This window comes from Aulosira sp. FACHB-615 (assembly GCF_014698045.1).
Lineage (GTDB): Bacteria > Cyanobacteriota > Cyanobacteriia > Cyanobacteriales > Nostocaceae > Nostoc_B.
The window spans coordinates 128,270-155,193 of sequence record NZ_JACJSE010000012.1 but is presented as its reverse complement, the minus strand read 5'-3'; the positions used below and the strand labels follow the sequence as shown (position 1 = coordinate 155,193).

General features: G+C 43.3%; 13 protein-coding genes. 2 read left to right on the top strand and 11 right to left on the bottom strand.

The genetic code is table 11. The features are described 5' to 3' along the window. Positions 1 to 154: 154 nt before the first annotated feature. The 3 genes from H6G77_RS19940 to H6G77_RS19930 all read right to left on the bottom strand — a co-directional run bounded on the left by H6G77_RS19940 (position 155) and on the right by H6G77_RS19930 (position 9,844). Positions 155 to 6,754 (bottom strand): HAMP domain-containing protein, encoded by a 6,600-nt coding sequence (locus tag H6G77_RS19940; protein WP_190872529.1) that lies wholly within the window; start codon positions 6,752 to 6,754, stop codon positions 155 to 157. 801 nt (positions 6,755 to 7,555) lie between these two features. Continuing rightward, positions 7,556 to 8,998 (bottom strand): cardiolipin synthase, encoded by a 1,443-nt coding sequence (cls, locus tag H6G77_RS19935; protein WP_190872528.1) that lies wholly within the window; start codon positions 8,996 to 8,998, stop codon positions 7,556 to 7,558. A gap of 9 nt (positions 8,999 to 9,007) precedes the next feature. Beyond that, a complete protein-coding gene (locus H6G77_RS19930; protein WP_190872527.1) occupies positions 9,008 to 9,844 on the bottom strand; it encodes an endonuclease/exonuclease/phosphatase family protein in 837 nt (278 codons plus the stop codon). A 77-nt stretch (positions 9,845 to 9,921) separates the two neighbouring features. On the opposite strand from H6G77_RS19930, the gene H6G77_RS19925 reads away from it, so the two are divergent. Beyond that, positions 9,922 to 10,533 carry a hypothetical protein gene (locus tag H6G77_RS19925; RefSeq protein WP_190872526.1) on the top strand — a complete coding sequence of 204 codons (612 nt, stop codon included), beginning with the start codon at positions 9,922 to 9,924 and terminating at the stop codon, positions 10,531 to 10,533. Positions 10,534 to 10,876: 343 nt separating this feature from the next. Here the strand turns inward: H6G77_RS19925 and H6G77_RS19920 are convergent, their stop codons facing one another. The 4 genes from H6G77_RS19920 to H6G77_RS19905 form a co-directional block, all read right to left on the bottom strand. Next, positions 10,877 to 13,513, bottom strand: a complete 2,637-nt coding sequence (locus tag H6G77_RS19920; protein WP_190872525.1) for a DUF11 domain-containing protein — start codon at positions 13,511 to 13,513, stop codon at positions 10,877 to 10,879. A gap of 69 nt (positions 13,514 to 13,582) precedes the next feature. Then, positions 13,583 to 15,736, bottom strand: coding sequence for an OmpA family protein (locus H6G77_RS19915; protein ID WP_190872524.1), 2,154 nt, complete (start codon positions 15,734 to 15,736; stop codon positions 13,583 to 13,585). Continuing rightward, positions 15,714 to 19,394, bottom strand: coding sequence for a hypothetical protein (locus H6G77_RS19910; RefSeq protein ID WP_190872523.1), 3,681 nt, complete (start codon positions 19,392 to 19,394; stop codon positions 15,714 to 15,716). The genes H6G77_RS19915 and H6G77_RS19910 overlap by 23 nt, the downstream gene beginning before the upstream one ends. A gap of 1 nt (position 19,395) precedes the next feature. Continuing rightward, entirely contained in the window at positions 19,396 to 20,316 is a 921-nt protein-coding gene (locus H6G77_RS19905; RefSeq protein ID WP_190872522.1) for a DUF11 domain-containing protein, read from the bottom strand. Between the two features lie 1,205 nt (positions 20,317 to 21,521). Between H6G77_RS19905 and H6G77_RS19900 the strand changes: the two genes are divergently transcribed. Next, positions 21,522 to 22,463, top strand: coding sequence for an LPS biosynthesis glycosyltransferase (locus H6G77_RS19900; RefSeq protein WP_199331569.1), 942 nt, complete (start codon positions 21,522 to 21,524; stop codon positions 22,461 to 22,463). Between the two features lie 296 nt (positions 22,464 to 22,759). Here H6G77_RS19900 and H6G77_RS19895 read toward each other — a convergent pair whose 3' ends face one another. The 4 genes from H6G77_RS19895 to H6G77_RS19880 all read right to left on the bottom strand — a co-directional run bounded on the left by H6G77_RS19895 (position 22,760) and on the right by H6G77_RS19880 (position 26,923). Further along, positions 22,760 to 23,047, bottom strand: a complete 288-nt coding sequence (locus H6G77_RS19895) for a hypothetical protein (protein WP_190589501.1) — start codon at positions 23,045 to 23,047, stop codon at positions 22,760 to 22,762. Between the two features lie 408 nt (positions 23,048 to 23,455). Beyond that, positions 23,456 to 24,322, bottom strand: coding sequence for a protein-glutamate O-methyltransferase CheR (locus tag H6G77_RS19890; RefSeq protein WP_190589500.1), 867 nt, complete (start codon positions 24,320 to 24,322; stop codon positions 23,456 to 23,458). Continuing rightward, a complete protein-coding gene (locus H6G77_RS19885) occupies positions 24,319 to 25,386 on the bottom strand; it encodes a chemotaxis response regulator protein-glutamate methylesterase (RefSeq protein ID WP_190872521.1) in 1,068 nt (355 codons plus the stop codon). Before H6G77_RS19885 ends, H6G77_RS19890 begins: the two co-directional genes overlap by 4 nt. A 253-nt stretch (positions 25,387 to 25,639) precedes the next feature. After that, entirely contained in the window at positions 25,640 to 26,923 is a 1,284-nt protein-coding gene (locus H6G77_RS19880) for a methyl-accepting chemotaxis protein (RefSeq protein ID WP_190872520.1), read from the bottom strand. Between the last annotated feature and the right edge of the window lies 1 nt (position 26,924).

Genomic DNA, 26,924 nt, shown 5'->3' with positions numbered 1-26,924 from the left:
AGAGAGGGGAGTGTGGGGGGAAAGATTTCTTTACCATCCTCCCACCCTTCCCACACCTCCCACACCTCCCACCCCTCCCACACCCCTGGATTTCTCACAAGAGAGAAATCCAGGTAGATGTAGGAGATAGGGTGATGTGGCAATCATAGTCAGTTTACCGATATAGCCAAACGCGCAGTAAAGACAGTAATTGTTCAATATCTACGGGTTTGGTGATGTAATCGGATGCGCCGGACTCGATGCACTTTTCGCGATCGCCTTGCATGGCTTTGGCGGTGAGGGCAATAATTGGTAAGGTGATGAATCGGTTATTTTGGCGAATTAAGCGCGTAGTTTCGTAACCGTCCATTTCTGGCATCATTACATCCATTAAGATCACATCAATATCGGGTGTAGTTTCTAACATGGTGATGCCATCTCTGCCATTTTCAGCATACAGCACCTGCATGTGATAGCGTTCTAACATACTGGTCAAGGCAAAGATATTACGGACATCATCATCAATAATTAATACATTTTTGTTTGCCAGGATGTAATCACGGGCGTGGAGTTGTTCAAGAATTTGGCGTTTGGGTTCTGGTAAATTTGCTTGGACTCGATGTAAAAATAATGTCGTTTCATCAAGGAGGCGTTCGGGCGATCGCACATCTTTGACGATGATAGTCTCGGTAATGCGTCGTAGTTCAATTTCTTGGGCTTTGGTTAATTCAATCCCAGTGTAAATAATGATGGGTAATGATTCGCCGTTTGGCTGCTGTTTGATTTGCTGAAGCAGTTCAAACCCATTCATGTCGGGTAGCCCTAAATCGAGGACGAGACAATCAAAGGGTTGGGCGTTAATTGCTTCTAAGGCGGCTGTACCTGTGGCGACGGCGGTTGTGGCGACATCGCTGTTACCAATTAACTCAACAATGCTATGGCGTTGGGTGTCGTCATCTTCTACTACCAGTAAATTCTTCACCCGTCGTTCGACAAAACCTTTGATTTTATTTAAAGCTTCCGAGATACTTTCACTGCTGGCAGGTTTTTGCAAATAAGCTAATGCCCCTAATTGTAAACTCCGGCGTTTACCTTCTTCGACGGTCATGATGTGAACCGGAATGTGACGAGTATTTGCATCATGCTTTAACCTGTCGAGGACAGTCCAACCATCCATATCAGGTAAGCGGATATCGAGTAAAATCCCGGCGGGTTGGAATTGTTGGGCGAGGGCTAAACCATTAGTACCACTTTGGGCGGCGATGACTTTAAAACCTTGCTGCTGCGCCATATCCAAGAGAATGCGAGCAAAATGAATGTCATCTTCAACGATTAATAATACGCGATCGCTGTTTTGGATATCAATGCGATCGTCTTCTAGAAGGGGGGAGGAGGGAGTTGGGAGTGGGGAGTTGGGAGTGAGAACTAGTTGAGATGTGGGTTCTGGCAGAATGAAGGTGGAGTCGGAATCAAATTGGGGTAAGTAGAAGGTAAATGTACTACCTTGACTGACGTTACTTACCAAGGTGATCTCGCCACCAAATAAACGGGCGATTTCGCGGCTGATGGATAAACCTAAACCTGTACCGCCGTATTTGCGGCTGGTAGTACCGTCCGCTTGTTGGAAGGCTTCAAAAATCACTTTTTGTTTTTCCGGGGCGATACCAATTCCTGTATCGATTACGGAAAAGGCGACTACCATTGGGGCGCGGTTCAAGCTTTCTTGATTCATACTCCACCCCTGCTTGGCGACTTCAATGCGTAAGCGTACCTCTCCCCGTTCGGTAAATTTAAAGGCGTTGGAAAGGAGATTTTTCAGGACTTGTAACAAGCGTTTTGGGTCAGTATAAACGGCTTTTGGTAAATCAGCACCGGTTTCAATGCTGAAACTGAGTCCTTTATCTTGGGCGATTTGGCGGAAGGTGCGTTCTGTTTGATCTCGCAAATCTGTCACTAACATCTGCGACATATCAATGGACATGGTTCCCGACTCAATTTTTGCTAAATCTAAAATGTCGTTAATTAACGCCAACAAGTCATTCCCCGCCGAGTAAATTGTGCGGCTGTATTCCACTTGTTTGGTGCTGAGGTTCCCATCGATGTTATCGGTTAACAACTTCGCTAAAATCAACAAGCTATTTAATGGTGTCCGCAGTTCATGGGACATATTCGCCAGAAATTCGGATTTATATTTGGATGACAGCGCCAATTGTTCGGCTTTTTCTTCCAAAGAACGTCTCGCTTGTTCAATTTCTAAGTTTTTGCGTTCAACTTCTTTCTTTTGCAACGCCAGTAATTCGGCTTTTTCTTCGAGTTCGGCGTTGGTTTGTTGGAGTTCTTCTTGTTGTTTCTTGAGTAAGTCTTCGGAAGTTTTGAGAGACTGGGCTTGTTGTTCGAGGCGTTTGTTGGTTTCTTTGAGTTCGTTTTGCTGAGTTTGCAGTTCTTCGGCTAAAGATTGCGATTGTTTGAGTAATTCTTCGGTACGCATGGAAGCGGCGATAGTATTGAGAACGATCGCAATACTTTCGGTGAGTTGGTCGAAGAAGGTTAAATGAATCTCACTAAAGCGCCGGAAGGAAGCTAACTCAATCACGGCGGTGACTTGTCCTTCAAACAACACAGGTAAAACTACAGCGTTGAGTGGAGAAGCTTCACCCAAACCAGAACTAATCTTGACATAATCGCTGGGGATTTCCGTTAACAAAATTCGCTCTTTTTCTAAAGCGCATTGTCCTACCAAACCTTCGCCCAAATGGAAACGGTTGGCGAGATGTTTGCGTTCGCGGTAAGCGTAGCTGCTGAGTAATTTTAGATATGCTTGTTGTTGTTCGCCTGCATCCATTAAGTAAAATACGCCATGTTGTGCGCCTACTAATGGTGCAAGTTCCGAGAGAATGAGTTTGGAGACTGTTTCTAAGTCGCGCTGACCTTGCAACATCCGGGTAAACTTGGCGAGGTTAGTCTTTAACCAGTCTTGTTCGGTGTTCTTTTGGGTTGTCTCGCGCAAATTGGCAATCATCTGGTTGATGTTGTCTTTGAGGATTGCCACTTCTCCTAGTGCTTCCACGGAAATTGACCGGGTTAAGTCGCCTTTTGTTACCGCCGTCGCTACTTCTGCGATCGCCCGTAGCTGTGTTGTCAAAGTCGCGGCTAGTTCATTTACGTTATCTGTCAGGTCTTTCCAGGTTCCCGCCGCCCCTGGTACCCTGGCTTGACCACCAAGTTTACCCTCAATTCCTACTTCCCTCGCTACGGTTGTGACCTGATTGGCAAAGGTCGCTAGGGTATCAATCATTTCATTGATGGTTTCCGCTAAGGTTTCAATTTCACCCTTCGCATCTAACATCAATTTCCGCTTCAAATCTCCATTCGCCACGGCGGTAACAACTCGCGCAATTCCTCGCACTTGGGCGGTTAAGTTACCCGCCATTGAGTTGACATTATCGGTGAGGTCTTTCCAGGTTCCCGCCACACCTTGTACCAAAGCTTGACCGCCTAATTTTCCTTCCGTTCCCACCTCTCGCGCCACCCGCGTTACCTCACTGGCGAAGGAACTGAGTTGATCCACCATTGTATTAATCGTGTTCTTCAAGTCGAGAATTTCACCCTTCACATCCACGGTGATTTTCTTCGACAAGTCCCCATTCGCCACCGCCTTGGTGACTTCCGCGATGTTCCTTACCTGGGCTGTCAGATTCCCCGCCATTGAGTTGACGTTATCGGTGAGGTCTTTCCACGTCCCACCAACGCCACGCACATAAGCTTGGACACCGAGTTTACCTTCTGTACCCACCTCTCTGGCTACTCTCGTTACCTCCGACGCGAAGGAATTAAGTTGATCCACCATTGTATTGATAGTGTTCTTCAACTCCAAAATTTCACCCTTCACATCCACGGTGATTTTTTTGGATAAGTCCCCATTCGCCACCGCCGTTGTCACTTCCGCGATGTTTCTTACCTGGGCTGTCAAACTTCCCGCCATGAAATTCACGCTGTCGGTGAGGTCTTTCCATGTCCCCGCCACACCTTTGACTTCGGCTTGAACACCAAGTTTACCTTCCGTTCCCACCTCCCGCGCTACTCTCGTTACTTCCGACGCAAAGGAATTAAGTTGATCCACCATTGTATTGACGGTGTTTTTCAACTCCAAAATTTCACCCTTCACATCCACAGAGATTTTCTTGGATAAGTCGCCATTCGCCACCGCCGTTGTGACTGCTGCGATGTTGCGTACCTGGGCTGTCAAACTTCCCGCCATGAAATTCACGCTGTCGGTTAAATCTTTCCATGTCCCCGCCACACCTTTAACATCTGCTTGGACACCTAACTTACCTTCACTTCCTACCTCACGCGCCACCCGCGTTACTTCACTGGCGAAGGAGTTGAGTTGATCCACCATGATATTAATCGTGTTTTTCAACTCCAGGATTTCGCCTTTAACTTGGACAGTGATTTTTTTCGATAAGTCCCCGTTGGCGATCGCGGTTGCAACTTCCGCTATACTACGTACTTGGTCGGTGAGGTTCCCCGCCATCATATTCACCGCACCTGTTAAGTCTTTCCAAGTTCCCGCCACACCGCGCACTTCCGCTTGAACACCCAGTTTTCCTTCTGTACCCACTTCACGCGCCACCCGCGTTACCTCCGATGCAAAGGAACTGAGTTGATCCACCATTGTATTGATAGTGTTCTTCAACTCCAAAATTTCACCCTTCACATCCACAGTGATTTTCTTCGACAAGTCCCCATTCGCCACCGCCGTTGTCACATCCGCAATATTTCTTACCTGGGCTGTCAAACTTCCCGCCATGAAGTTTACCGAGTCAGTCAAATCCTTCCACGTCCCCGCCACCCCGCGAACTTCCGCTTGGACTCCTAATTTACCTTCACTTCCGACCTCACGCGCCACCCGCGTTACTTCACTAGCGAAGGAATTAAGTTGATCCACCATTGTATTAATCGTGTTCTTCAACTCCAGAATTTCACCCTTCACATCCACAGTGATTTTCTTGGACAAGTCACCATTCGCCACCGCCGTTGTCACTTCCGCGATGTTCCTTACCTGGGCTGTCAAACTCCCCGCCATGAAATTCACGCTGTCGGTTAAGTCTTTCCAAGTCCCCGCCACACCGCGCACATCGGCTTGGACACCTAACTTACCCTCACTTCCGACCTCCCGCGCCACCCTGGTGACTTCTGATGCAAAGGAACTAAGTTGATCCACCATGATATTGATTGTGTTTTTCAACTCTAGAATTTCGCCCTTTACATCTACAGTGATTTTCTTCGATAAATCACCATTTGCGATCGCTGTTGCAACTTCCGCAATATTACGTACCTGTCCTGTTAAATTGCCCGCCATCAAATTCACATTATCAGTGAGGTCTTTCCAAGTTCCCGCCACACCCCGCACTTCGGCTTGGACACCCAGTTTTCCTTCTGTACCCACCTCTCTAGCTACTCTAGTTACCTCAGAGGCGAAGGAATTGAGTTGATCCACCATTGTATTAATAGTGTTCTTCAACTCCAGAATTTCACCCTTCACATCCACGGTGATTTTCTTCGACAAGTCCCCATTCGCCACCGCCGTTGTCACTTCCGCGATGTTCCGTACCTGGGCTGTCAAACTCCCCGCCATGAAGTTTACGCTGTCGGTTAAATCTTTCCATGTCCCCGCCACACCTTTAACATCAGCTTGGACACCAAGTTTTCCTTCGCTTCCGACTTCCCGCGCCACCCTTGTTACTTCTGACACAAATGAACTGAGTTGATCCACCATAATATTGATAGTGTTCTTCAACTCCAGAATTTCGCCCTTCACATCCACAGTGATTTTCTTCGATAAATCACCATTGGCGATCGCTGTCGCCACTTCCGCAATATTACGTACTTGTCCTGTCAGATTTCCCGCCATCAAATTCACATTATCGGTGAGGTCTTTCCAGGTTCCCGCCACACCCCGCACTTCGGCTTGGACACCGAGTTTACCTTCCGTCCCCACTTCCCGCGCCACCCTGGTAACTTCCGATGCAAAAGAGTTCAACTGATCCACCATTGTATTAACGGTGTTTTTCAGTTCCAGAATTTCCCCTTTGACATTGACTGTGATTTTTTTGGACAAGTCACCATTGGCGATCGCTGTGGCAACTTCCGCAATATTACGTACCTGACCCGTCAAATTTCCCGCCATCAAATTCACATTATCGGTAAGGTCTTTCCAAGTTCCCGCCACACCCCGCACTTCCGCTTGGACACCGAGTTTACCTTCCGTCCCCACTTCCCGCGCTACCCTGGTAACTTCACTCGCAAAAGAACCCAGCCGATCTACCATTGTGTTAACAATATTGGCTGTTTGCAGAAACTCGCCTTTGAGGGGTTTACCATCTATTTCTGTGGCGATGGTTTGAGACAAATCCCCATTTGCCACCGCGCGAATCACCCTTGTAGTTTCGGCTGTTGGTTGGACTAAATCTGTAATTAGAGTATTGACAGAATTCACACAATCTGACCAAGAACCCCGCACAGTTCCTAAAGAGGCGCGTTCTGTAATTTTCCCTTCTTTCCCAACCACATTCCCAATGCGCTGGAGTTCTAACGCCATACGTTCATTTTGCTCAATAATATCGTTGAGCGTGTCAGCAATTTTACCTGCCAAACCAGTATTTTCCACGGACATCCGCACCGAAAAGTCACCTTTTTTCACAGCAGTGAGTGTTTTCAGCAATTGTTTTAAATCAAGATTGTCGCTTTCTCTGGTTAACTGTTCGGTTGCCATTGCTATATCCTGGGGAAACTGGGAAGTGATTTTAGGGCGATGAGATTAATACTGCACACTCATAATGTTGCAGAGCGTTATTATCCAAGAATCATCGTTAAGCCACACATCTACATACAAAAATTGATATGTCTTGGATAAGTAAATTGATGCTTAAGTATAAATGCTTTTCAGAAGAGAATTTTTTTGCTGATTGTTAACTAAACTCTTGCTGAAGATAGTTAAAAGTCATTTTTAATATAACAGACTCATTATTAATAAATATCAATGATTTTAACTCTATAATTTATCTAACTTTAGGAGGAATAATAGATTATTTCTATCTAACATAAGGTAGAAGACAGTCTGAAATAAATTTGTTATTTAGAGGTGGGAACAATTCTATTTGAGGCTGCATTTAATCTTTTATCTCTTCTTTCTTTGTGTACTTTGCGCCCTACCCTGCGGGTTCGCCGTCAGGCGTTCTCGTAAGAGTAGCCGAAGAGTGTGTCTATGTGGTTCGTTATCTAATTCAGTGCATCTTCATACAGAATTGGTATGACAGGAAAAGAATTTGCAGATAAACTTTATACACAAAGATGTATTGACAAAATTTGCTCTCTTTTAACTTATTTGCGCGAAACAAAAAATATCTATAGGAATCCGGAATGGGGGGTCGGGAGTAGGAAAGAAGCCTGATCTGAATGTACTGATTTCTGAAAAAAATCAGTACACCTACAAAATGCTCTTTTCTACTCCCTACTCCCCACTCCCTACTCCCAGCCTTTACAGATAATTTCAACAATCAAAGCGGATTCCTGACTACAACAAAGGAGTGAGTAAACGAGAGATTCTCACAGCTAACTTGAACCACAAAGGTTTTTGCTCATATTCGGCAAAATCTACGGTTACAGAAGCAGCTAAATCGGTTTTTAGCATTTTCTCAACGCTGTTGACAAATTGACCATCGATAATAAAACTCATAACTTCAAAGTTGAGAAAAAATGAGCGATTATCCAGGTTAACTGTACCTACTCCTGCTAAATCATTATCGATGAGGATGATTTTTTGGTGCATGAACCCATGTTTGTAGCGATAAAACTTGATATTGATGGGTTTCATTTCATTGTAATAAGAAAAGGAACAAAGATAAACAAATAAGTGATCTGGTCGGTTTGGTAAAATAATGCGGACATCTACACCGCGCATTGCTGCTAACTTTAAAGCTGTCAGAGTTGAATCATCTGGAACAAAATAGGGAGTCGCTATCCACAGGCGAGTTTGAGCTTGATTGATAGCATTCACGAAAAAAAGTTGACAAGCTTTGTGTTTGTCGGCGGGGCCTGTGGGTAAAATTAATGCTGTTTGGTTGGCTTCCCAGTTGGGTTGCACTTGCCAGTTAACATCGATAACTTGACGATTTGCCCAATACCAATCTTGTAAAAAAGAACTTTGTAGACTTTGAACAGTCGGCCCTTGCAATTTTATATGAGTGTCGCGCCAAGGACTGAGACGGCGATTTTTCCCGACGTAATCATTGCCAATATTTAAACCACCAGTAAATGCAATTTCACCATCGACTACTAAAATTTTGCGATGGTTGCGAAAGTTAAGCTGAAAACGATTACCTCTACCTTTGGTGGTATGAAATGCGCTGACTTGAATAAAATTTTGGCGTAGAGAGTTGATATAAGTGCGAGGTAATTTGTTAGAACCAATTTCATCGTAGAGAAAATAAATCCGAATGCCTTGCTGTGCTTTCGCAATTAAAGCGGCTTGAAATTTATGACCTGATTCATCATCATCAACGATGTAAGATTGCAGCAAAATATAGTTTTTCGCCGAGGCGATCGCCCTTAACATTGCTGGATATGTTTGCTGTCCATCAATGAGTAATTCTGCCGCATTACCTGATGTAAAAGCAACGCCTGTAAATGTTTCTGCTAATGGTGCTAGTGATTTTAATTTTTCGGGGATGACAACTTGAAATTTAGTGATTTCTCTATACGCTTTGTGAACTAATTTTTGATGTTCAGAAAAGACTGAACGTAAGGCTTCAGCATAGCCATGAAATTTAGTTCTGCCTAAAATCCAGTATAAAGGTAAAGCCAGCCAGGGAAATGTAACTAACGAAATACTCCAGGCGATCGCACCACGGGAAGAACGCACAGTCATGACTGCATGGGCAGCATGGGCAATTCCCAAGCCATGAACGACAACGGTAGCTGCACTCAAAAAAGTGAGGATGCTAATGTCTACAAGCATCTTTATTTCTTACATATCGACATAACTAAATTCTGCCAGCAATGGCTTGTGATCGGATGAATTAATTTCGTCTAAAACTTTGGCACTGGCGGATTTTTCAGTTAATCCTCGATAAAAAATATAATCTAGGGGTGGTGACAAAAGGAACCTTTTAATCTTCTTACTTTCATGAGGGGCAAATTCTACCGACTTTAACCCTAATTTAGTGACAGCTTTATCTAAAAGTATGGCTCGTTGACGATTCCAAGTATTGAAATCACCAGCAAAAATAATCGGCCCGTGATGCTTGGATAAAGCCAATTCTATTTCATGTAATTGAGTTTTAAATTTGGTTAAATCAACAAAATTAATTAAGTGACTATTAATAGTTAATAGGGTTGTTTGCTGGTGAGCTAAAGCATATTCTGTAATTAATGAAACCTTGGGCGTGTTTACTAAAGGTTCATAGTGTTTAGTAACTATCGCTTTCTTGCTGAGAGGACTAATATTAGCTGCTGTTAAAATCCCTGAATAAGTTTGATGATGGGTATCAATAAAATTCGGTGCATAAGCCCAACTCAATTTGTTAAACCCAATAATTTGTTCCACGCCTACACTCATACGGACTTCTTGACAGAAGATTAAATCAGGTTGGTACTGTCGCAGAATGAGGTAAAAATCTTTAAACCAACTTTTGTCAAAGTTATTTTTAGCAATATTCCAGTTTAAAACCTTAATTGAGTGAGGCTTTAGTTCTGTTTGCAGTTCATGACTGTTACCGAGTGTAGATTCATGGGTTCGGATGAATCGATAAGAGGGAACAAACTGTCTGGCGAAAGAGGCGATGTTTTCTTTGAACTCAGACATGACTCAAATTTACTAAACTTTATCTATGTTAAATTATTCCCTAGTTGCGGATGTTTACGCTAACAAGGTCAATTAATATGGCATTTAGTAATTATAAAAGTATTAGTACAGTCATCAAAAAATTCCAAATTAAATATATCCAGTCTAATTTTATGTCGGAATTAGATTTTCCTGTTCCCCCATCTTTCCAAGAAGAGTTAGATTTACTATTTATAGATGGAGTTATAGATAATTCTGAAGATGCTATTTGTGAAAATCTGATCTATCCAGTTTTAAAAGAAGTTTGGAAACCTTACCGGAGTAAATTAACACTTTGGAGCCATGAAACATTGACTTATGACGAAGATTTATCAGGAGTTCCAGATTATACAGTCACCCAGCGAAATCCTCTAGGAACAGTTGTATTTGATAAACCCTATTTTCTGACAGTAGAAGCTAAACAAGACAAATTTGAAGAAGGTTGGGGACAGTGTTTAGCTGAGATGATTGCAGTCCAAAGAATTAACGATGATTTTGTCAGCGATATTTTTGGAATTGTGACGAACGGCAAAGTATGGCAATTTGGCAAGTTGTCTGCTGATGTGTTTACTCGGAATAAAGATTTGTATGTTATTCAAGATTTAGATAAATTGTTTGCAGCAGTTAATTATATTTTTCAACAATGTGAATTAAAAACAAAGCCTGCCTAGCTTATCTACAACGGCAAAGCCAAACGCAGGCTAATTATATGCTTATTTGAGCTTCATTGTAGGAGCGATCGCTGGCTATGGACTCTCCTGTGCCGCCACCCGGACAGACTCTCCCCTTCAGCTATATAAGTGAGTTAGATATGATGCAATATGAAGAATAAGAGGACGAATAGGTGTTACATAACAGTCTTGCTATCGCAATCCTCAATAATTTTAGAACATCTTTATTTCTTGTCCTCTTTGTTCCTGGATGATGGAAAATTTTGTTAATTGGAAGTCTTCTCAATCAAAAATGCTATCCTTCTGTAGCAATTAAGTATTGTGAACTCTCCCAATCATTCTATTAATCCACTCTGACACGAAAACGTACAAAACCGAAATTACTACCTGCTGTATAGTTGAGAGTGCCGAAATTCACAACTACTGCTCCTGTGGGATTAGTTTGATTAGGACACACATTATTGGCACTTAAAGGAGCTAAAGGCGAGAAAAAGCTACCATTATCGCTATCCGCAGCATTAGTTCTGGGTGTAGTTGTGTTAGCTAAATTCACTAAAATTCCACTAGCGGAAGCAAAGCTGTTACTAATAAATGTTGTACCTGTAGGGATAGGGTCACAAAATCTGGCGTTTTGTATTGGCTGGTTGCCATCGGCGAGAAAGTAAATTGTATATTCAACTTCATCGCCACTTTGTAAGGTGAATTGCGAACTCAGGTTAATAATTCCTACTGGGGAAAGTTGAGACCAACCTGCGGCGTTATCGTTTTGGTCATTAGGATCATCAATAAAACTCCCAAAGTTAACACCACTCAAAGGCAAACCATTTCTGACAACATTGGTAATTCGTTTCACACCCCGCAACCTTAAAATTGGAGTTGGAACAAAAGAACCCACCGCTACTTCCTCTCCTACTGTTGCGGGGTCGTAAGTAACGCTAGTTGTGCCATTTGTTGTGGTTCGAGTGGGGTCAAGATAGGTTGCAGTTGCACCATTGTTATAAACTCCATCAGGCACAGTTGCAGCCACATCGGTAGTAAAGGTAATCTGCACACTTGCACCACCGGGTATGTTGAAGCTACCAAAATTCAGCGTTGTTGCACCAGCAGTTGGGTTAGTCACACTAGTACGTGTTGCACCGCCATTCAAAGTCACGGTAGGAGTAACTGAACCATCAAAACTAAAACCACTAGGCAAAGGATCAGTAATATCAATATTGGTAGCAGTTGCTCGGTTAGCAGCATTGGCAACAGTTATGGTATAAGTTGCCTTACCGGGCTTGATAATTGGCCCTGGCGTGCTGGTGGTTTTTGTAATAGTTAGTTGAGGAATACATTGTGCGCCAGAACTGGCACCAGGGATAGTACCAACACCTTGGCTGATACCACCTGTACCTGCGGTAGCACCAAAATAAGGGTCAGCAGGATCAACGGGGTCTTTTGCTGTACCACTCTGCCCACCTGTAACGTTAACACTAGCACCAGAACTAGTAAAAACAACTCCACCACCGCCTCCACCACCAGGGCCATGAGCGCCATCAAATGGTTGACTTGCACTGCTGAATCTGACATTACCACCGTTACCACCTCTGGCATTTACATTTAAACCAGTAAGGTTATTATTGGCAGACATCACCACCACACTACCACCCGCACCACCTCCGCCAGTACCATCTTGACGGACATCAAAGGCAGTGGCTCCATTAGCATTGATAGTACCAGTACCACTGACACTGCCAGTACGAATCAATACCATACCGCCACCAGCAGCACCACTACTAGCAATACCATTGGTCGGAACACCTATAGTTGCGCTAGTTGCCTGATTTGTTGTACCAGCACCACCTCCACCACCCAAGACAACACGACTGCTGGTAGCAGGAAAGTTAGCGCCACCAAAACCACCAATAAATAACCCAGATGTCCAAGAACGACCGCCTAGACCGCCCGAACCTCCATTACTACCGCCGCCACCACCGGAGTTTTGCTCGTTGGTAGATGGTCTACCATCGGTACTACCGCCACCAGCGTTACCAGGTGCGCCACGGCCGTAACTCCCACCAGGATAGCCTTCAACACCAGTGTCAATGGCTGAGATGGTGGCTGAATTCAGTACATACTGAGGTGTGCCAGCAGTACCTTCCCCTTTAGAACCGTTGGCATTAGTAGTGGATAAAGTAACATAATCTGTAAGACTACCAGTAGTATCACCACGTAGTTGGCGACCTGCGCCGCCACGGAAACCAATACCACTCACATCTACCGTGGCGCTGGCTAAATTCAAGTTACCTGCAACGTCATAAATTAAAATTCCGCCTGAAGCACCGTTCCAAGGTGCGGCGGTGAGGCTAGAACTCATGGTGGCACTGGAATATTGGGGTACGCGAATTACTTGATAGGTTCTTTGTCCTTGAGTTCCGAATGGGGTATTACTATAGGAATTAATTAATCCTCCGCCATTGATGCCTTGAATGGGGATGGAACTGCCAGATATTGGCCCGGTAGCGACAACATATTCGTAATTACCTGCGGTGAAGTTGGCATTGTTGAGGTTGCCACTAGCGCCTGTGGTGGCGGGAGTAAGGTTAACATTGCTATTATTGCCACCACCAGAAACTCCATTACCGTAACTATCTGTGTTGCTGGAGTTAATATCTGCGCCTTGCATTTGGATGATGAGCAACAAGTCACCTGCTGTAATGGGGGTGGTAGAACCGTTGGGGTTAATTGCACCGACAGGAATTGAGGTTGAACCTGCGGCAACGGTTGTATTTGTCGCACCAGGGTAGTAAGTGTTGATGATGCCGCCTAAACTGCTGGGGCCGTCTTTGCCAGGGGTGGCACATAATTGGGGTGTGACTTGGGCTGTGGCTGGTGTTTGGGTGAGTAATATTAGGCTTTGATAGCTGAGGGTAGTGAGGATGAGGGTGACGCTACGGATAAGTTTTAGGAGATGGTTGTGAGAATGGTGGGGTTTTAGCATTTTGAATAAACCGCAAAGGACACAAAGGTATAAGAGTTTAAGAGGGTTTTTGCGTAAGTTTTGAATTAGTTAAGAAGTTGGTTCTATTTGTAAGTCTTTCTCTTGTTCTTCAAGGATGATTTCTAGCCCTCTGGTATCTTTGAAAATTATTTCTACTCTTCTATCTCTGGCTGTATCGATGACGGTGTTACCGGAGGTTCTGCGTTGTTTTTCGCCTCTTGAGCGAATGGTCATTCTTTCGGCGGCAATGCCTTGTTTTAGTAGGTAATTTCTGGCGGATATGGCGCGGCGTTTGCCTAGGTCTAAGTTGTAGGCATCACTGGCGCGGATATCGGTATGACCTTCAATTTCAATGACAATGAAGGGATATTGTTGTAAGACTTGGGCAACTTGGTTAAGAACTGTGCTGCTTTCTTGGCTGATGAAGTCTTTGTCTAAGGCAAAGTGAATGATACGTGGGACTTTCAGCCGGATGGGTTCTGGTTTTGGTTCGGGTTGTGGGGTTGGTTCAGGTTGTGGGGGTGCGCTGACACATTTGGGCGGTGGGGAATTTTTTACGGGAGAAGGTGAGTTATTTTTTGTAGAGGGGTCTGTGATGACTGCGTTATAGGCTGGTTCGGATGTACCGTATTTGAGATGGGTAGCGATCGCACTTATTCTCTCCCCAGACCGCAAACCTGTTAAACTAACGCTAAAGTTACCTTTTTCATCAGTAGTCAAGGTTGTGAGTGGTTCACTCAAGGGGCCATATTTCTCTTCTCCCTGAACTCGATATATCTGCACTTGAGTGTTAGGGTCGGCTTGACCGCTAATTAAGGCTTGACCGTTCACTAGCAATAACTGGGAACTGGCAAACTCTGGTGCGTTTATCGCGCCATTGGCTGTTTCGAGTCTGCGGTTGGGACTGTTACGTTTGGGGTTGGGGCCGTCTCCTCGTTGAAAGTCGCTGATATTTAGTTGTTGTTGGGTGTTGAGGTCTATACTTAAACCTTCTAAGTCGCTAAATTGATTATTTTGGATAATGTTAGCGATCGCGCTCCCAAAACCACTACCATAAGTACCAAATGCTGTCACTGCTACTCCCGGCCCGGTTTGGTGGCGAATTTCGTTATCGCTGACTTGATTTTCGTTCCCCATTAAGTAAACTGCGGCGCGGCGCAAACGTCTACCGTTAAAGGTGATGCGGTTATCATAAATTTTGACGTTACCTGTGGGCTTGAATAAATAAACACCAGCCCCATCGTTACCGCAAATTAAATTTCCTTGGAGTTGGGAATTGGCAATTACACCTTCTAACCTCACAGCATCAGGCATTCCGGCTATACCGTTACCAACAATGATGTTTTCTGTCATTAAGGTGTTTTCAGCCCGCACAGATGTAATAATTGCACTACCTTCATGGTAAGAAATACGGTTGCGGCGAATTGTTGTCCCGGTGCTGTTAAAAACGTAGATACCAAAGGCTGAGGTTTTCTCTGGCATTTTTTCATCTGGGGTAATACCTAACCAGTTGTTTTCAATTACCACACCTTTGGGGGGAATGTCTTTGTCTCCAAAGGGAAAGTTACTGTTTGGTGGTTGTTGCTGTTTGGTATTGGGAGGCGGTAAGCGATGGGAAATAAAAATGTCGGCTGGTGGTGTGGTTAAGGTTGCGCCTTGGTTCAGAGAACGGAAACCGTAGATACTTAAACCGCGAATCTGCACATTATCGGCGACGACTGTAAAACCACGCAATATCTCTTGGTTGGTGGCGGGGGTGATGGTGACTATTGGTTGAGGGATGGCAATTTCCGCAGTTGCAGAACGGGAAGCATCGTAACCGGGTTGGCTAGTACCGTCTATGATTAATTTTGGTGTGGCTAGGGGTGGTAATTCCTGTTGTAGTTGGATGGTGGTTTGATTTGGCGGTAAGTTAAATTCAATTCGCGGGTTGTCGTTGCTGGGTTGTACTTGTGATTTTTCTTGGTTACTCAGTTTTTCTACGGGGAGATTACCGTTTACTAAGGCAATGGCTTCGCGTAAGGTGAGTTTGTCGTCTGGTTGTATTTGTCCGTCTTGGTTACTGTTGACTATGATTCGTAAGGCTGTGGGGGATGATTGAGCGATCGCAATTTGGGGGATGATTACAAGTAAGATAGAAACGAACCGCAAAGGGCGCAAAGGACACGAAGGAAGAGGAAGAAGAGAGGGTTTTAGGGAATTAAGGGGATTTTTTGGTATCATTGCTCTCTAAGGCTACTGGTTGAATTACTGACTCTTGCTGTTGTGGTGGTACTACTTTTTGCCTACCGAAACCACCAAAAAGCTCGTTGAGTTTAAAGCTAATGTTTAAATAGGGGCCGCCTGCGGAGCGATAACCGCTAAAATCTCGGTCATCTGCGCTCCCGAAGGCGTAACCTACACCAATTCTTAAATCTGGTGTTAAATGATACCCACCTTCGATAGCTAAACCAAATTCGTTGAAGCCTTGTTCTGGTTGACCTAGCCAACGTCCTTCGACGGCTAAATCTGTGCGGTAGCCTAGTTGGTAAGTTGTGCGTAACTGTGCTAGGTGAACGCTGCTATGGTTGGTAAAATCTTCGGATAGGGAGGTAGAACTGCTGCGGAAGGCGTATTTACCATACAATTCCCATTGCCAGTTGGGTGCATAAATCGCTTCGGCTGAGAAAATATGATCTATGGAACCGTTACCGCTACCAGCTAATAAGGTATCTGGTGTGGTGGCGGGGTTTTGGCGATATTCATACCCTAATAAAGCGTTGAATTTATCGTCGTTGGGGTCACGGTAAGCTAAACCGACGCGCAGATTTGCGGTGTCTCCTAGTCCTTGCAAGAGTTGGTTTGCGCCGCCTGCTTGTTGATAGCGTACCGCCGCAGTTAAAGCTGGGGACAGTTTACCGGATGCGGCGGCGGAAATTACTGTATGATTGCCTTCGCTGCCGCTACGATGTTCTAATCTGGCGTTGGCTTGGAAGTTGGGGTTATCGGTGTAATCTAAGCCGATGCTGTAAACATCACCTGCAAACAAACCTAATGAGGAAGCAGTTTGTCCGACTGCGTAAGGTTGAGCAAATCTGATACCTGTGGTGGAATCCCCAAAAATATCTTTGAAGATGTGTTCGTAACCGAGGCTTAACTTTAATCCTGGTGCGAGGCGGATACCGTGATTGAGGGATACGGAACCTTGGTCAGTCATTCCATCCGCACCGCCTAAAATTGAGTAACGACCTCTGACGGTGGTATCTGGAGAAAATTTGTGTTCGACAATTGTATCTAGACTGGTGATGCTATTGCCTTGTAATAACCCACCTTCATAAAATTGGTGTGCTAGTCGCATACTTACGCCAGGATACAATGCCCAATCTAAGCCGAATGTGGTGCGGTTGGGATAGAGTGGGTCGCTTTTACCTAAGTTGAGTTCGTTTTGCGCGTGAAATGTGAGTGATTCGGATAAGGGAACGTCAAGACGAGAGACTAACTGGCTGGCGTTTCCGTTGAATTGGTTAGTAATGCGGTCTTCGCGGGAACGGTTGACGTATTCCAGACTTAAATCTGATTGACCGATTTTTTGTTGAATACCTGCGCGAATAGTGGTGAGGGAATTATTAATTTTGCTTCCTGGTGCGGCTTGAGGTTGGGGGTTGAATAAGTCAATTAATTGGGTACGTTCGGCTGGGGCGATACCAAAATTGTCTTCGCGATCGTACCCTAAACTAAAGCTGGTGGTTTGTCCCAGTTTTCCAGTTAAGGCTGCACCGTAGCGAGTTTGTCCTGGTGTGAAACTCCAAGTGGCGTTATTGGCAAAGTTCTCGGTGACAGAACGATAGTAAGCTTGTCCTTGGAAGTTTTTGCCAAGATTCGCACTGGCTTCTAAACGGTACGCAGAACCACTGACGTTACCAAAGGCGAGGGTATTATGGCGAGAGTGTGCATATTCACCGATAATTTGCCCAGAATTGCCTAAAGGTGCAAAGAAATCAAATCCGTATAGTTCAAAATCTTGCTGTCCTTGGTCTTCTCTGAGGTAACTGGCACCGATAAATGGATGTCCGTTGGGACTATTTACGGTGTCGGAATTTCTCAGGTTATATTGCAGTCGTCCGGCGTAAAGTTTGCTGTCTTCTCCCGCGTCGTTTTGATAGGTAACAACGATGCGGCGTACTAAAGTTTTACCAAAGGGATTTAATTCTGTGGCGACAATGGGACGACGGAATAATAATGTACCGCGATCGTAATCTATTTCATAGTCAGAGCCACGAGATAAAGCTTTACGTTCCAACGCTGTACCGGGACGGTTGATTTCTTCCGCTTCGATAAAGACGTTTTCACTACCAGGAATAACTAAGCGGCGAGAGAGGAAGTAGTAACCACTGGTTCCGTTGGGGGTAATTGCATCGCGTTGGAAGCCTTGAATATTGTTGGCGTACAAGGCTGTTAGTTGCAGGTTGCCAAAGTTGTAATTACCTTTGAAGCCGTGCAGTTGTCTGGTGGTAGCTGTATATAACTGGGATGATCTGGCAAACTCTTCAGTGCTGTAGTCACCCCACATAAAATAGTCTGATTCTGCACCTCGGATATCTGGCGTGCGTTCAATGCGAGCATACACACTATCTGTAGAAGGTGCAGTGTTAGTAAAGCTAGAACTATCACCATATACGGGATAGTCTTTTTCACAAGATTGAATACCACCAAACAGGCGGTTATCTCCGTTACAGTCTTGATTTAGGGGACGTTTGCTATTAAATGCGCCTGTAAATAACCAATCTCCAACTTTACCTGTGGCGAAGACTGCTGCATCTACATCTACACTTGTGCGACCGATTTTATCAGGGTTGAGATAGTCGCGGAAACTACCTCGGTAATCCGTACCACCTGCGCCAATCCTCACGTTAATGCTACCCGTGGCTAAGGAAGGACGCAAGTTGGTAATAAATTCTACATTGGTATAAGCTTCAATCTCTGCATCTTGATTAATAGCCGCCCGAATTTTCACGTTTTGGGCAATTAAACCTGCTTGGAGTGTGGCTGTAAACTCACCTTTACGCGCGAGTACCTGAAACCCTGGCGCATCTTTATCTTGATCTGCACCGACAAATTGACCTGCACTAGCTGTTAAGGTGACAGGAGTATCTTCGGTGATGATTTCGCCTTTTTCGTCGGTAATTTTACCTTCTAAGGTGATGAGAGAACGTCCATCGGCGGGGATTCTCGGTTCTTGGCTGGGTGCGATCGCAATTTTTTTCTGTACCTCTTCAACCGTGACTTTCACACTGATTGATTTACCATCAGCACCTTGAGCCGTAATAGTATTTTCACCTTTATTTAATGGCACGTTATACCAAATTAAGGTGTTTAACTGTTGTGCTTCGTCTTTATGCAAGTATTGGGAAATAGCCGCATCTATGGGTTTTCCATTCAATGTCACCGTGACTTGGTTATCAGGGTGATATTGAACTCCCAAGTTAGTCGTTTTAGCAGTCGTTACGCCTGCAACTGGTGTGATAATCCGAATTTCTGAATCAATAGAAGTTGCGGCTGTTTCTGGTGTCTGCTTGGTTTCGGCTTTCTCTCCAGCAGCCAACGCATCTATATGATCTGAGGAAATCTTCGCCTGATTGACTTCTGTGTTTTCTCCAGATGTGAAAGAGTCTATTTGATCTGAAGTGACTAACTTATCCGGTTGGCTTGGTCTTGGTGGCGAGAAAACAGCTTCGATATCATCTTCTACAGGTGCAATTAACTCTGGAACATTAGGAGATTCAACTTTTTGTTGTGTTTGTGGTGGTGTTTGTGCAGTCGCCGCCGCAACTGGGAGGATAGGAAAGGCACTACAAATGCTTAATAATGTTAAGTCACGTTTTCTAGCACTAATCTGCGTCATCTTAATTACGTCCTTCCCCTGATGCTGGTGTGACTGCAAAATTCATCCGTCCCATGCTTCTGGGTGCGAGTCGGACGAGGCGCGATTGGCTATTTTTTTCGATGTTGTAGAGGTTGGGTGCAAGACTATATCCGGGTAGGCTAGTTAAGTCTAAAGTTCCAGTCCGATTACCAGCAATCACGTTAGCGAGAGAAAACATCCCATTAGCATCGGTAAGGATGCGGTTCCCGTCATCCATATAAATTACGGCGTTGGGTATCCCTGGTTCTCCTGGTTGCTGTTCGCCGTCAAAGTTTTTATCAATAAAGACTCGTCCAATTAAAGTTGCACAGTCGGAGATAATACCAGGACGAATCTTAAGTAAGTGGCTGGCTGTGTTACTGCGGATGCTACCTGCGGCGGCGACGGCTAAATTTTTCCCGGTTCCGCGAACAGCATCAGGTGTGACTGTGACTGCATAGACAACATTCATCGTTCCCTGTGCAGGGATAGTACCAGCGTAGTTGATAGTTACTGTGCGGTTATCTCGGCTACTGGATACAGTGACAGGTGTGGTGCTGTTATTGCTGGTTAAAGATACTTGCAGCGATCGCATCTCGAAATTCAAGCCGAGGGGTAGAGTATCAGTCAGGGTAATGTTGCTGGCGGGAGAGTTACCAGTGTTGCGGATAACCAACCGATAAACCACAGTATCACCTGGTTCTACGGCGATGCGATCGGCAGTTTTGACAATCTCTAATGCAGTTGCACCTCTAGTAAAAAACACGGTATTAGAAGTAATAGGCTGAATATTGTCGCCTCCCAACACGGCTGTATTCGTAGTTTCTTCAGCAATTACGGCTGTAATTCCCAGTGAAAAAAATCCAGGTAGAAGCAGAAGCAGAATCATCTTTTTCTGCTTCGAGTCTTTGATCAACTTCATAGCTAAATTAAAAAATGTATTTTTCCCTTAAAAGCATCAAAATGAGGAGAATTTATGATTGAAAATAACTAATCATGATTATTTAAAACACCCTTGTTAAACTCAAAATTAATATGTGATTTGAATACTATGCTCTTCTGTCCAGTATTTTTTCTATCCAGATGTTTTTGATAATCAATACATAAAATTTATATTCTTCGGTTTTGATGATAAGTTTGCAAATTGCCATTGAAGTAAAGATGTAATTCCAAATAGTCTGTCAGGCTAAAGGTTTAAAACTATCTAAGTCAAGTCTGATTTAACTCGCGCCGATGAATTTAGATGGTATAGCCGTGATTTTAATCATGCGGTATTCATTCCACAAGTTCATTTATCAATGAGAGTAAATCCCATAATTAAAATCACCCTCAGAAAATATTTGGTTATACGTCTGCTGCTGTTCCAGCAAAATAAGATGCTTAAGACTGTTATGGGTTTTTAGGTAAATGCTTTCAGAATACAGTTAGGTAGATGCGGCGACTTACTTAAAACAAATATAACTACCATGATATTAAATGGCAATTAATTTACAGGAAAATCATTCTTGGCTAATCAACACAACAAAATTTTTAACTGTCAATGTAGATACCACGAGATTGATTAACTAAATTTTGATGAATTTTTGAGATTTTTCCTAGTATTTACTGTCTAAATCAATCAACCGAAAATATTTTTGTTTCCAAAATAGTAATTATACGGGTATAGAAAAATATAAGTTTATAGAGAAATTGACTATTTACTCAATGTTGATGGCTGATAAATTTTCTGAGGCAGACAACAGTCCCAAAATTTTTAGCTAGTAATCAAACCATTTTTTATCAGAAATAAATTTAAATATTTGATAAAAAATGAACAAGAGGAAGTAAATATTTCAGCATCTGATCATACTTAAAAATTAAATATCATTCACTGATTCTTAAATATATCTAAGTAAAACCACCCTAGTTGTTTTGGGAATAAACAGCGAAAGTAAGTATTAACAAGTAAATAAATATTCATTCGACTCATTTTTTAAGTAGTTAAACATTATTACTATAGGACTCATATTTGATTTCTGAAAAAATCAGTACACCCAAATCAGGCTTCTTTCCTACTCCCTACTCCCTGCCAATACAACTAGATTCAGGAATCAAACCATATTCTTATATTCATCAGGAAATACTACCATGTTAGAGTTAACCCTTAAAGATAAAAAATCATCTAATTCTCAAGCAACACTTGAGAAAATGCTTCAAAATTCTGAATATACCCCAAGAAAATCACAAAAACAAACTTTTTCTTCCTTACAAATTGCTGATGTTATTGGCAGAGCTTTTATTATTGCGTATAAAGAACAAACTAATTTACTGCAAACATCTTTGATTAATGAAGGTTTACAGTGTGAAGTCCTCCGACAGAAGCACCAACCACAATATAAAAACTTTTCTCCTAGTTATCTCTGTTTACTCAATCATTTAAGAGCTTGGCAAATAGCAGCCAGGGAAACTCAACCCACTTTAATTGTTGAGGCCGATTTTGTTCCCGTTGTGGGGTTTGGCAAACTTCCTCTACCTTTCAACCCGAATCAAACTGATGTAGGTATGTGTTGGCTATATACTTGCGCTTCTCAAGTATATAGTGTTTCTGCTGATGGCTATGCAGAAGGGTTTTCTGTATCAACAGTTGCCTACATTGTTACTCCCCAAGGAGCAGCAAAATTAATTAATTTTGCTGAAGAACTTATGAAAAGCTTGGAGCCTAATGCTTATTCTACTTGGGATACTTATCTTGATAATTTTCTTCGTCGTCACCAGTTGAAAAACTACATTCCTTTCCGCAACTATGGTGAGCATGGCGGTTTACCTAATTTAGAACATTCTCGTCATGGATTAAGTAAAACTCATAGAGCAGATGTGCTATACAATCAGCTTGCTTTTATGCCGATGTATGCTACAAATCATGGCGTAGATTATTTCACTTTTTTCTCTGTAAGGATACAAGCCAGAATAAAGGGAATAGGAAGGTTACTAACAGGTAAATTTCTCCGCTTACCAATTCTCAAACGTTCTACAGTTCCTGCTAGGTTGGCTAATTTTGCAATTCGTAGACAATTTTTTCTTTCTATCTAGAGTTTGTGGAATACTTTTTAGTTCAGGGGAAAAATGTAGCAGTATGATGTGACAGAAAGTATATAAATAGTTTATTAGTATTACTATAAATAGTTTTAAATAATGGCTTTGTACGTAGGATGTGTTAGCGACAGCGTAACGCATCTACAACCAAGTTTTAGGTGCGTTACGGCTTATGCCTAACACACCCTACTGGATTGTCTAGACTAGAATAGTGCATTAGATTGAAAAAATTAACCGCAGGTGAACTGGTATCAACAATTAAGCCAAGGTAAATCTTACCTTGGCTTAATTAATTATTCGGCGGGGGATTCTTCTGAGACTGGTTCTGAGTCTGTTTCTGGTTCTGGTTTAATCACTGGGGGTTTCACTGGTTTCGGCCCACGCGCTAATGCAGGATTAACTGGCGGTTTAATTTCTTCCTTCGCTGTACCTTTTTTTCTTTTACCAGAGGAGCGATTATCTCTAGAATTTGAGCGTTTTGGATAAGATTCAATAGAAGGCGCAGAATCAGAATTTTCTGAATTGTTTTCGGTATTAGCTTGGGCTTGACGTTCCGATTTCTTAATTGGGCGTTCTACCATTGTTAATTGTTAAAAATTTACTTGTATGGTGCATCGGTTTGATCATTATCGAACTGATGATCAGGACTTTTTCTGGGTGTTGTTGTGACTTAAAATTAACTAAGTATAAATACTTAAATACTTTTAATTTTGAAAGACACCTTACAATATTAGCGCATGGGTGCAGGCTGTGTTAACGCAGTAATCTACGATCCAGCCTTAAACTCATCATATAGCAGAAGGCAGGAGGAAAAATCTTACTATTCCTGCATTCACGCTTTCAAATTGTCCTAACATGTCTCAATACGGTTCAGTTAAGATAATAGTAGGTTGGGTGTAGGGATAGCGTAACCCAACAAAGTATGCGTGAATGTTGGGTTCCGTTCCTCCACCCAACCTACACCTACTGCTATAAATGCCAAAAATGACTTACTGTCCTAGTGCGATCGCATTATCTAAACCCACTGGACGTAATCGATAAAAAATGCTTTTGTCAAACTGCACACGTTCAAAGGATTGATGCAGATTGATTGTAGTTTCACCGCTACCCAGAAATAAGTAACCATCTGGGTTTAATTGCTGTCTAACTTTGGTGAGTAAATTTTTCTTAGTATTGATATCAAAATAAATTAAAACATTCCGCAGCATAATAATATCTATCTGGGGTAAAACTGCCCAAGGATGCACCAAATTCATCTGCCGAAATTCGATTTTCTGCCGAATTTCATCTTGGATTTGCCATTCATTATCTAATAATTTAAAATACCGATCGCGCAAATTTTTCGGCAGCCCACGTTTAATTTCTAATTGGTTATAACGCCCAGCTTTCGCCCGTTCTAAGACTTTACCAGAAAAGTCACTAGCGATAATTTTAACAGACCAATTAGCTAATAAAGGAAAGTATTCTCGCAGGAGAATAGCAATACTATAAGGTTCTTGTCCATGCGAGCAAGCCGCACACCAAATATTCAGCGATCGCTCAATGCGTCGTTTTTTAATTAACTCTGGCAATACCAATTGTTTCAAAGCTTCAAAGGGATAGGTATCGCGGAAAAATGAAGTTTCGTTAGTAACTAATGCTTCAATTGCTTGGATATGTAAATCACTCACAGGCTGATGCCGCAAATGAGCAATTAATTCAGTAATAGTCTCAAATCCTGCCGCTTCAGCAATTGGCTGCAAATGTAATTCCGCTAAATAAGTTTTATCGCCATCTAAAACTACGGCTGAATGCTGATGAACTAATTGCCGTAAATAGTCAAAATCCCCAGTATTGATCCTCATTGTCTGTTTCATAACAGACCTGACCTGGGAACAGAATTGACACGCTGGATAATTTCATCTGCCATTTGTTCAAGGGGAACAACTTGATTTGCCAGTCCAGCATTCACCACAAAACCGGGCATTCCCCAAACCACACTACTAGCTTCGTCTTGGGCTAGTACTTGTCCGCCAAATTCTCGGATACACTGACAGCCATGTAAGCCATCTTGACCCATACCTGTCAGCATAACTGCGATCGCACCTGCACCGTAAACTTGGGCAACTGAACGCAATAAGACATCCACTGAAGGGCGACAGGAATTTTCTGGGGGTGCTTGATGAATGGCTAAACGCACCTTTGTTCCCTCCCGTTGCACAATCAGATGGAAATCTCCTGGTGCTAACCATACCTGGCCAGCAGCTAATTCCACACCATCAACTCCTTCCCTGACAGGAAGTTGACACTTAGAAGATAATCTTTCAGCTAGTAACTTTGTAAACATCGGTGGCATGTGCTGGACAATCAAAATTGGAACTGGAAAATCGGCAGATATCTTACTCAGTAATTCAGCTAGTGCATTCGGCCCTCCGGTTGAAACTCCAATTGCTACCACATTTACTGGTGCTTTTTTGCTAGGGATGGGCAGAACAACACCAGAACTTTGATGAGTCGGGGATAATGCCGCCATTCTTGCGCCAAATAACTTAATTTTGGGAATTAATTCTTGGCGGATATGTTCATTGGCAGCCTCCACACTCCCCAGATTACTGGGTTTGGTGGCATAATCTGAAGCACCCAAAGAAAGAGCTTCTAAAGTAGCAGCCGCACCAGCGTATGTGGAGGTGCTGAACATAATTACTGGTAGGTGGGGATATATTGGACGGAGGGCGGACAGAGTTTCTAAACCGTTCATATCGGGCATTTCCACATCTAAGAGAATAACATCAGGGTTGACTTGCGGAATTCTGCCCAAGGCAATGCGACCATTCGCCGCCACTCCCACTACCTCTAATTGCGGATCACTGGATAAAATTTTACTGACGCGACTGCGAACCAATACCGCATCATCCACAACTAATACCCGAATTTTTGGCATGGTGTAGTTTTAAGAACAAGAGTTTAATGTTTTACGCATAGGCACAAAGATTTCTGTTTTACCTATCAGACAATGAACAAGATTTGGGGGAGAATCCCCCAAACCCCCTCCAAAATCATTTTTTAGTTTTTTGTTGAGTCATTATTTGTTGGTTTTGTTTTAATTTAGTTTTCTTATCTGAAGTGTATTGCAGTATAAACCCTTACTCCCCACTCCCCACTCCCTACTCCCCACTCCCCACTCCCCACTCCCTTCAATACTTAAACTGCGTGACAATTTTTTGCAAATCTACAGCCATCCGGGCTAATTCGTTGGCGGCGGCGGAAGTGTTACTGGCTCCAATGGTGGTGGTTTGAGCATTCAGGGCGACAATGCCGATACTTTTGGCAATATCTGTGGTGCCTTTGGCGGCTTCGGCTATGTTGCGGGCAATTTCGTTGGTGGTTGCTGTTTGTTCTTCTATAGCACTGGCAATGGTGCTTTGTAGGTCATTAATTTGCTGGATAATCTCAGTAATTTGACTGATGGCTGTCATTGCCCCTTTGGTATCAGTTTGAATGGCTTCAATGCGTTGACTAATATCTTCAGTGGCGCTGGCGGTTTGTTTGGCGAGTTCTTTGACTTCGTTGGCGACGACGGCAAATCCTCTCCCTGCATCCCCGGCTCTAGCGGCTTCGATGGTGGCGTTGAGTGCGAGTAAGTTGGTTTGCTGGGCAATGGATGTAATAACTTTAATGACTTTACCAATTTCAATACTACTTTGACCGAGCTTATCTATTGTCTCATTGGTGCGATCGGCGGTTTTAACGGCTTGGTTGGCGACTTTTGCACCTTCAGCAACGGTTTTGGCAATTTCTCGAATGCTGGCATCCATTTCCTCTACTGCTGTCACTACTGTAATGCTATTTTGATTGACTTGTTCGGCTGAGGCGGAGGCGGAAGTTGCTTGTTCGGCGGTTTGTTTGGCGTTTTCTGTCATTTCTTTGCTGACTGCGGTGAGTTCTTCCGCCGAGGATGCAACGGCTGTGGCTACATCTGCCATTTGCTTGATAGAAGAACGCAGACGACTAATCATTTGATTGGCATTTTCCGTGAGCTGCTGAAATTCTCCGGCATTTTCGGCTGCGATGTGCTGGGATAAATTGCCTTGAGTCACCACAAGGGTAACTTCTTGAATACTTTTAATCTGCTCGGAGATATTTGCAGACATTTGATTGATGTTGTTGATTAATTCTTGCCAAGCACCTTTCGCACCTTTGACTACGGCTTGAGAACCTAATTTACCTTCTGTACCAATTTCTGTGGCGATGCGTGCTACTTCGTTGCTGACATTGTGGTTCAAACTCACCCATTCATTAAATACTGTGGCAATTTCACCTAAACCATCATCAGTAACTGCTAAACGGACTGTGAAATCTCCATTTTTGGCGGCTTTGAGTGCGGCTAATAAAGGTTGTAGTTGTATATCTGTGGTGGTTTGATTGTTTTCTGTGGGAGATTTCGAGTTGGCTGTTTTCCCAGTCCGACTTGTCGCCATT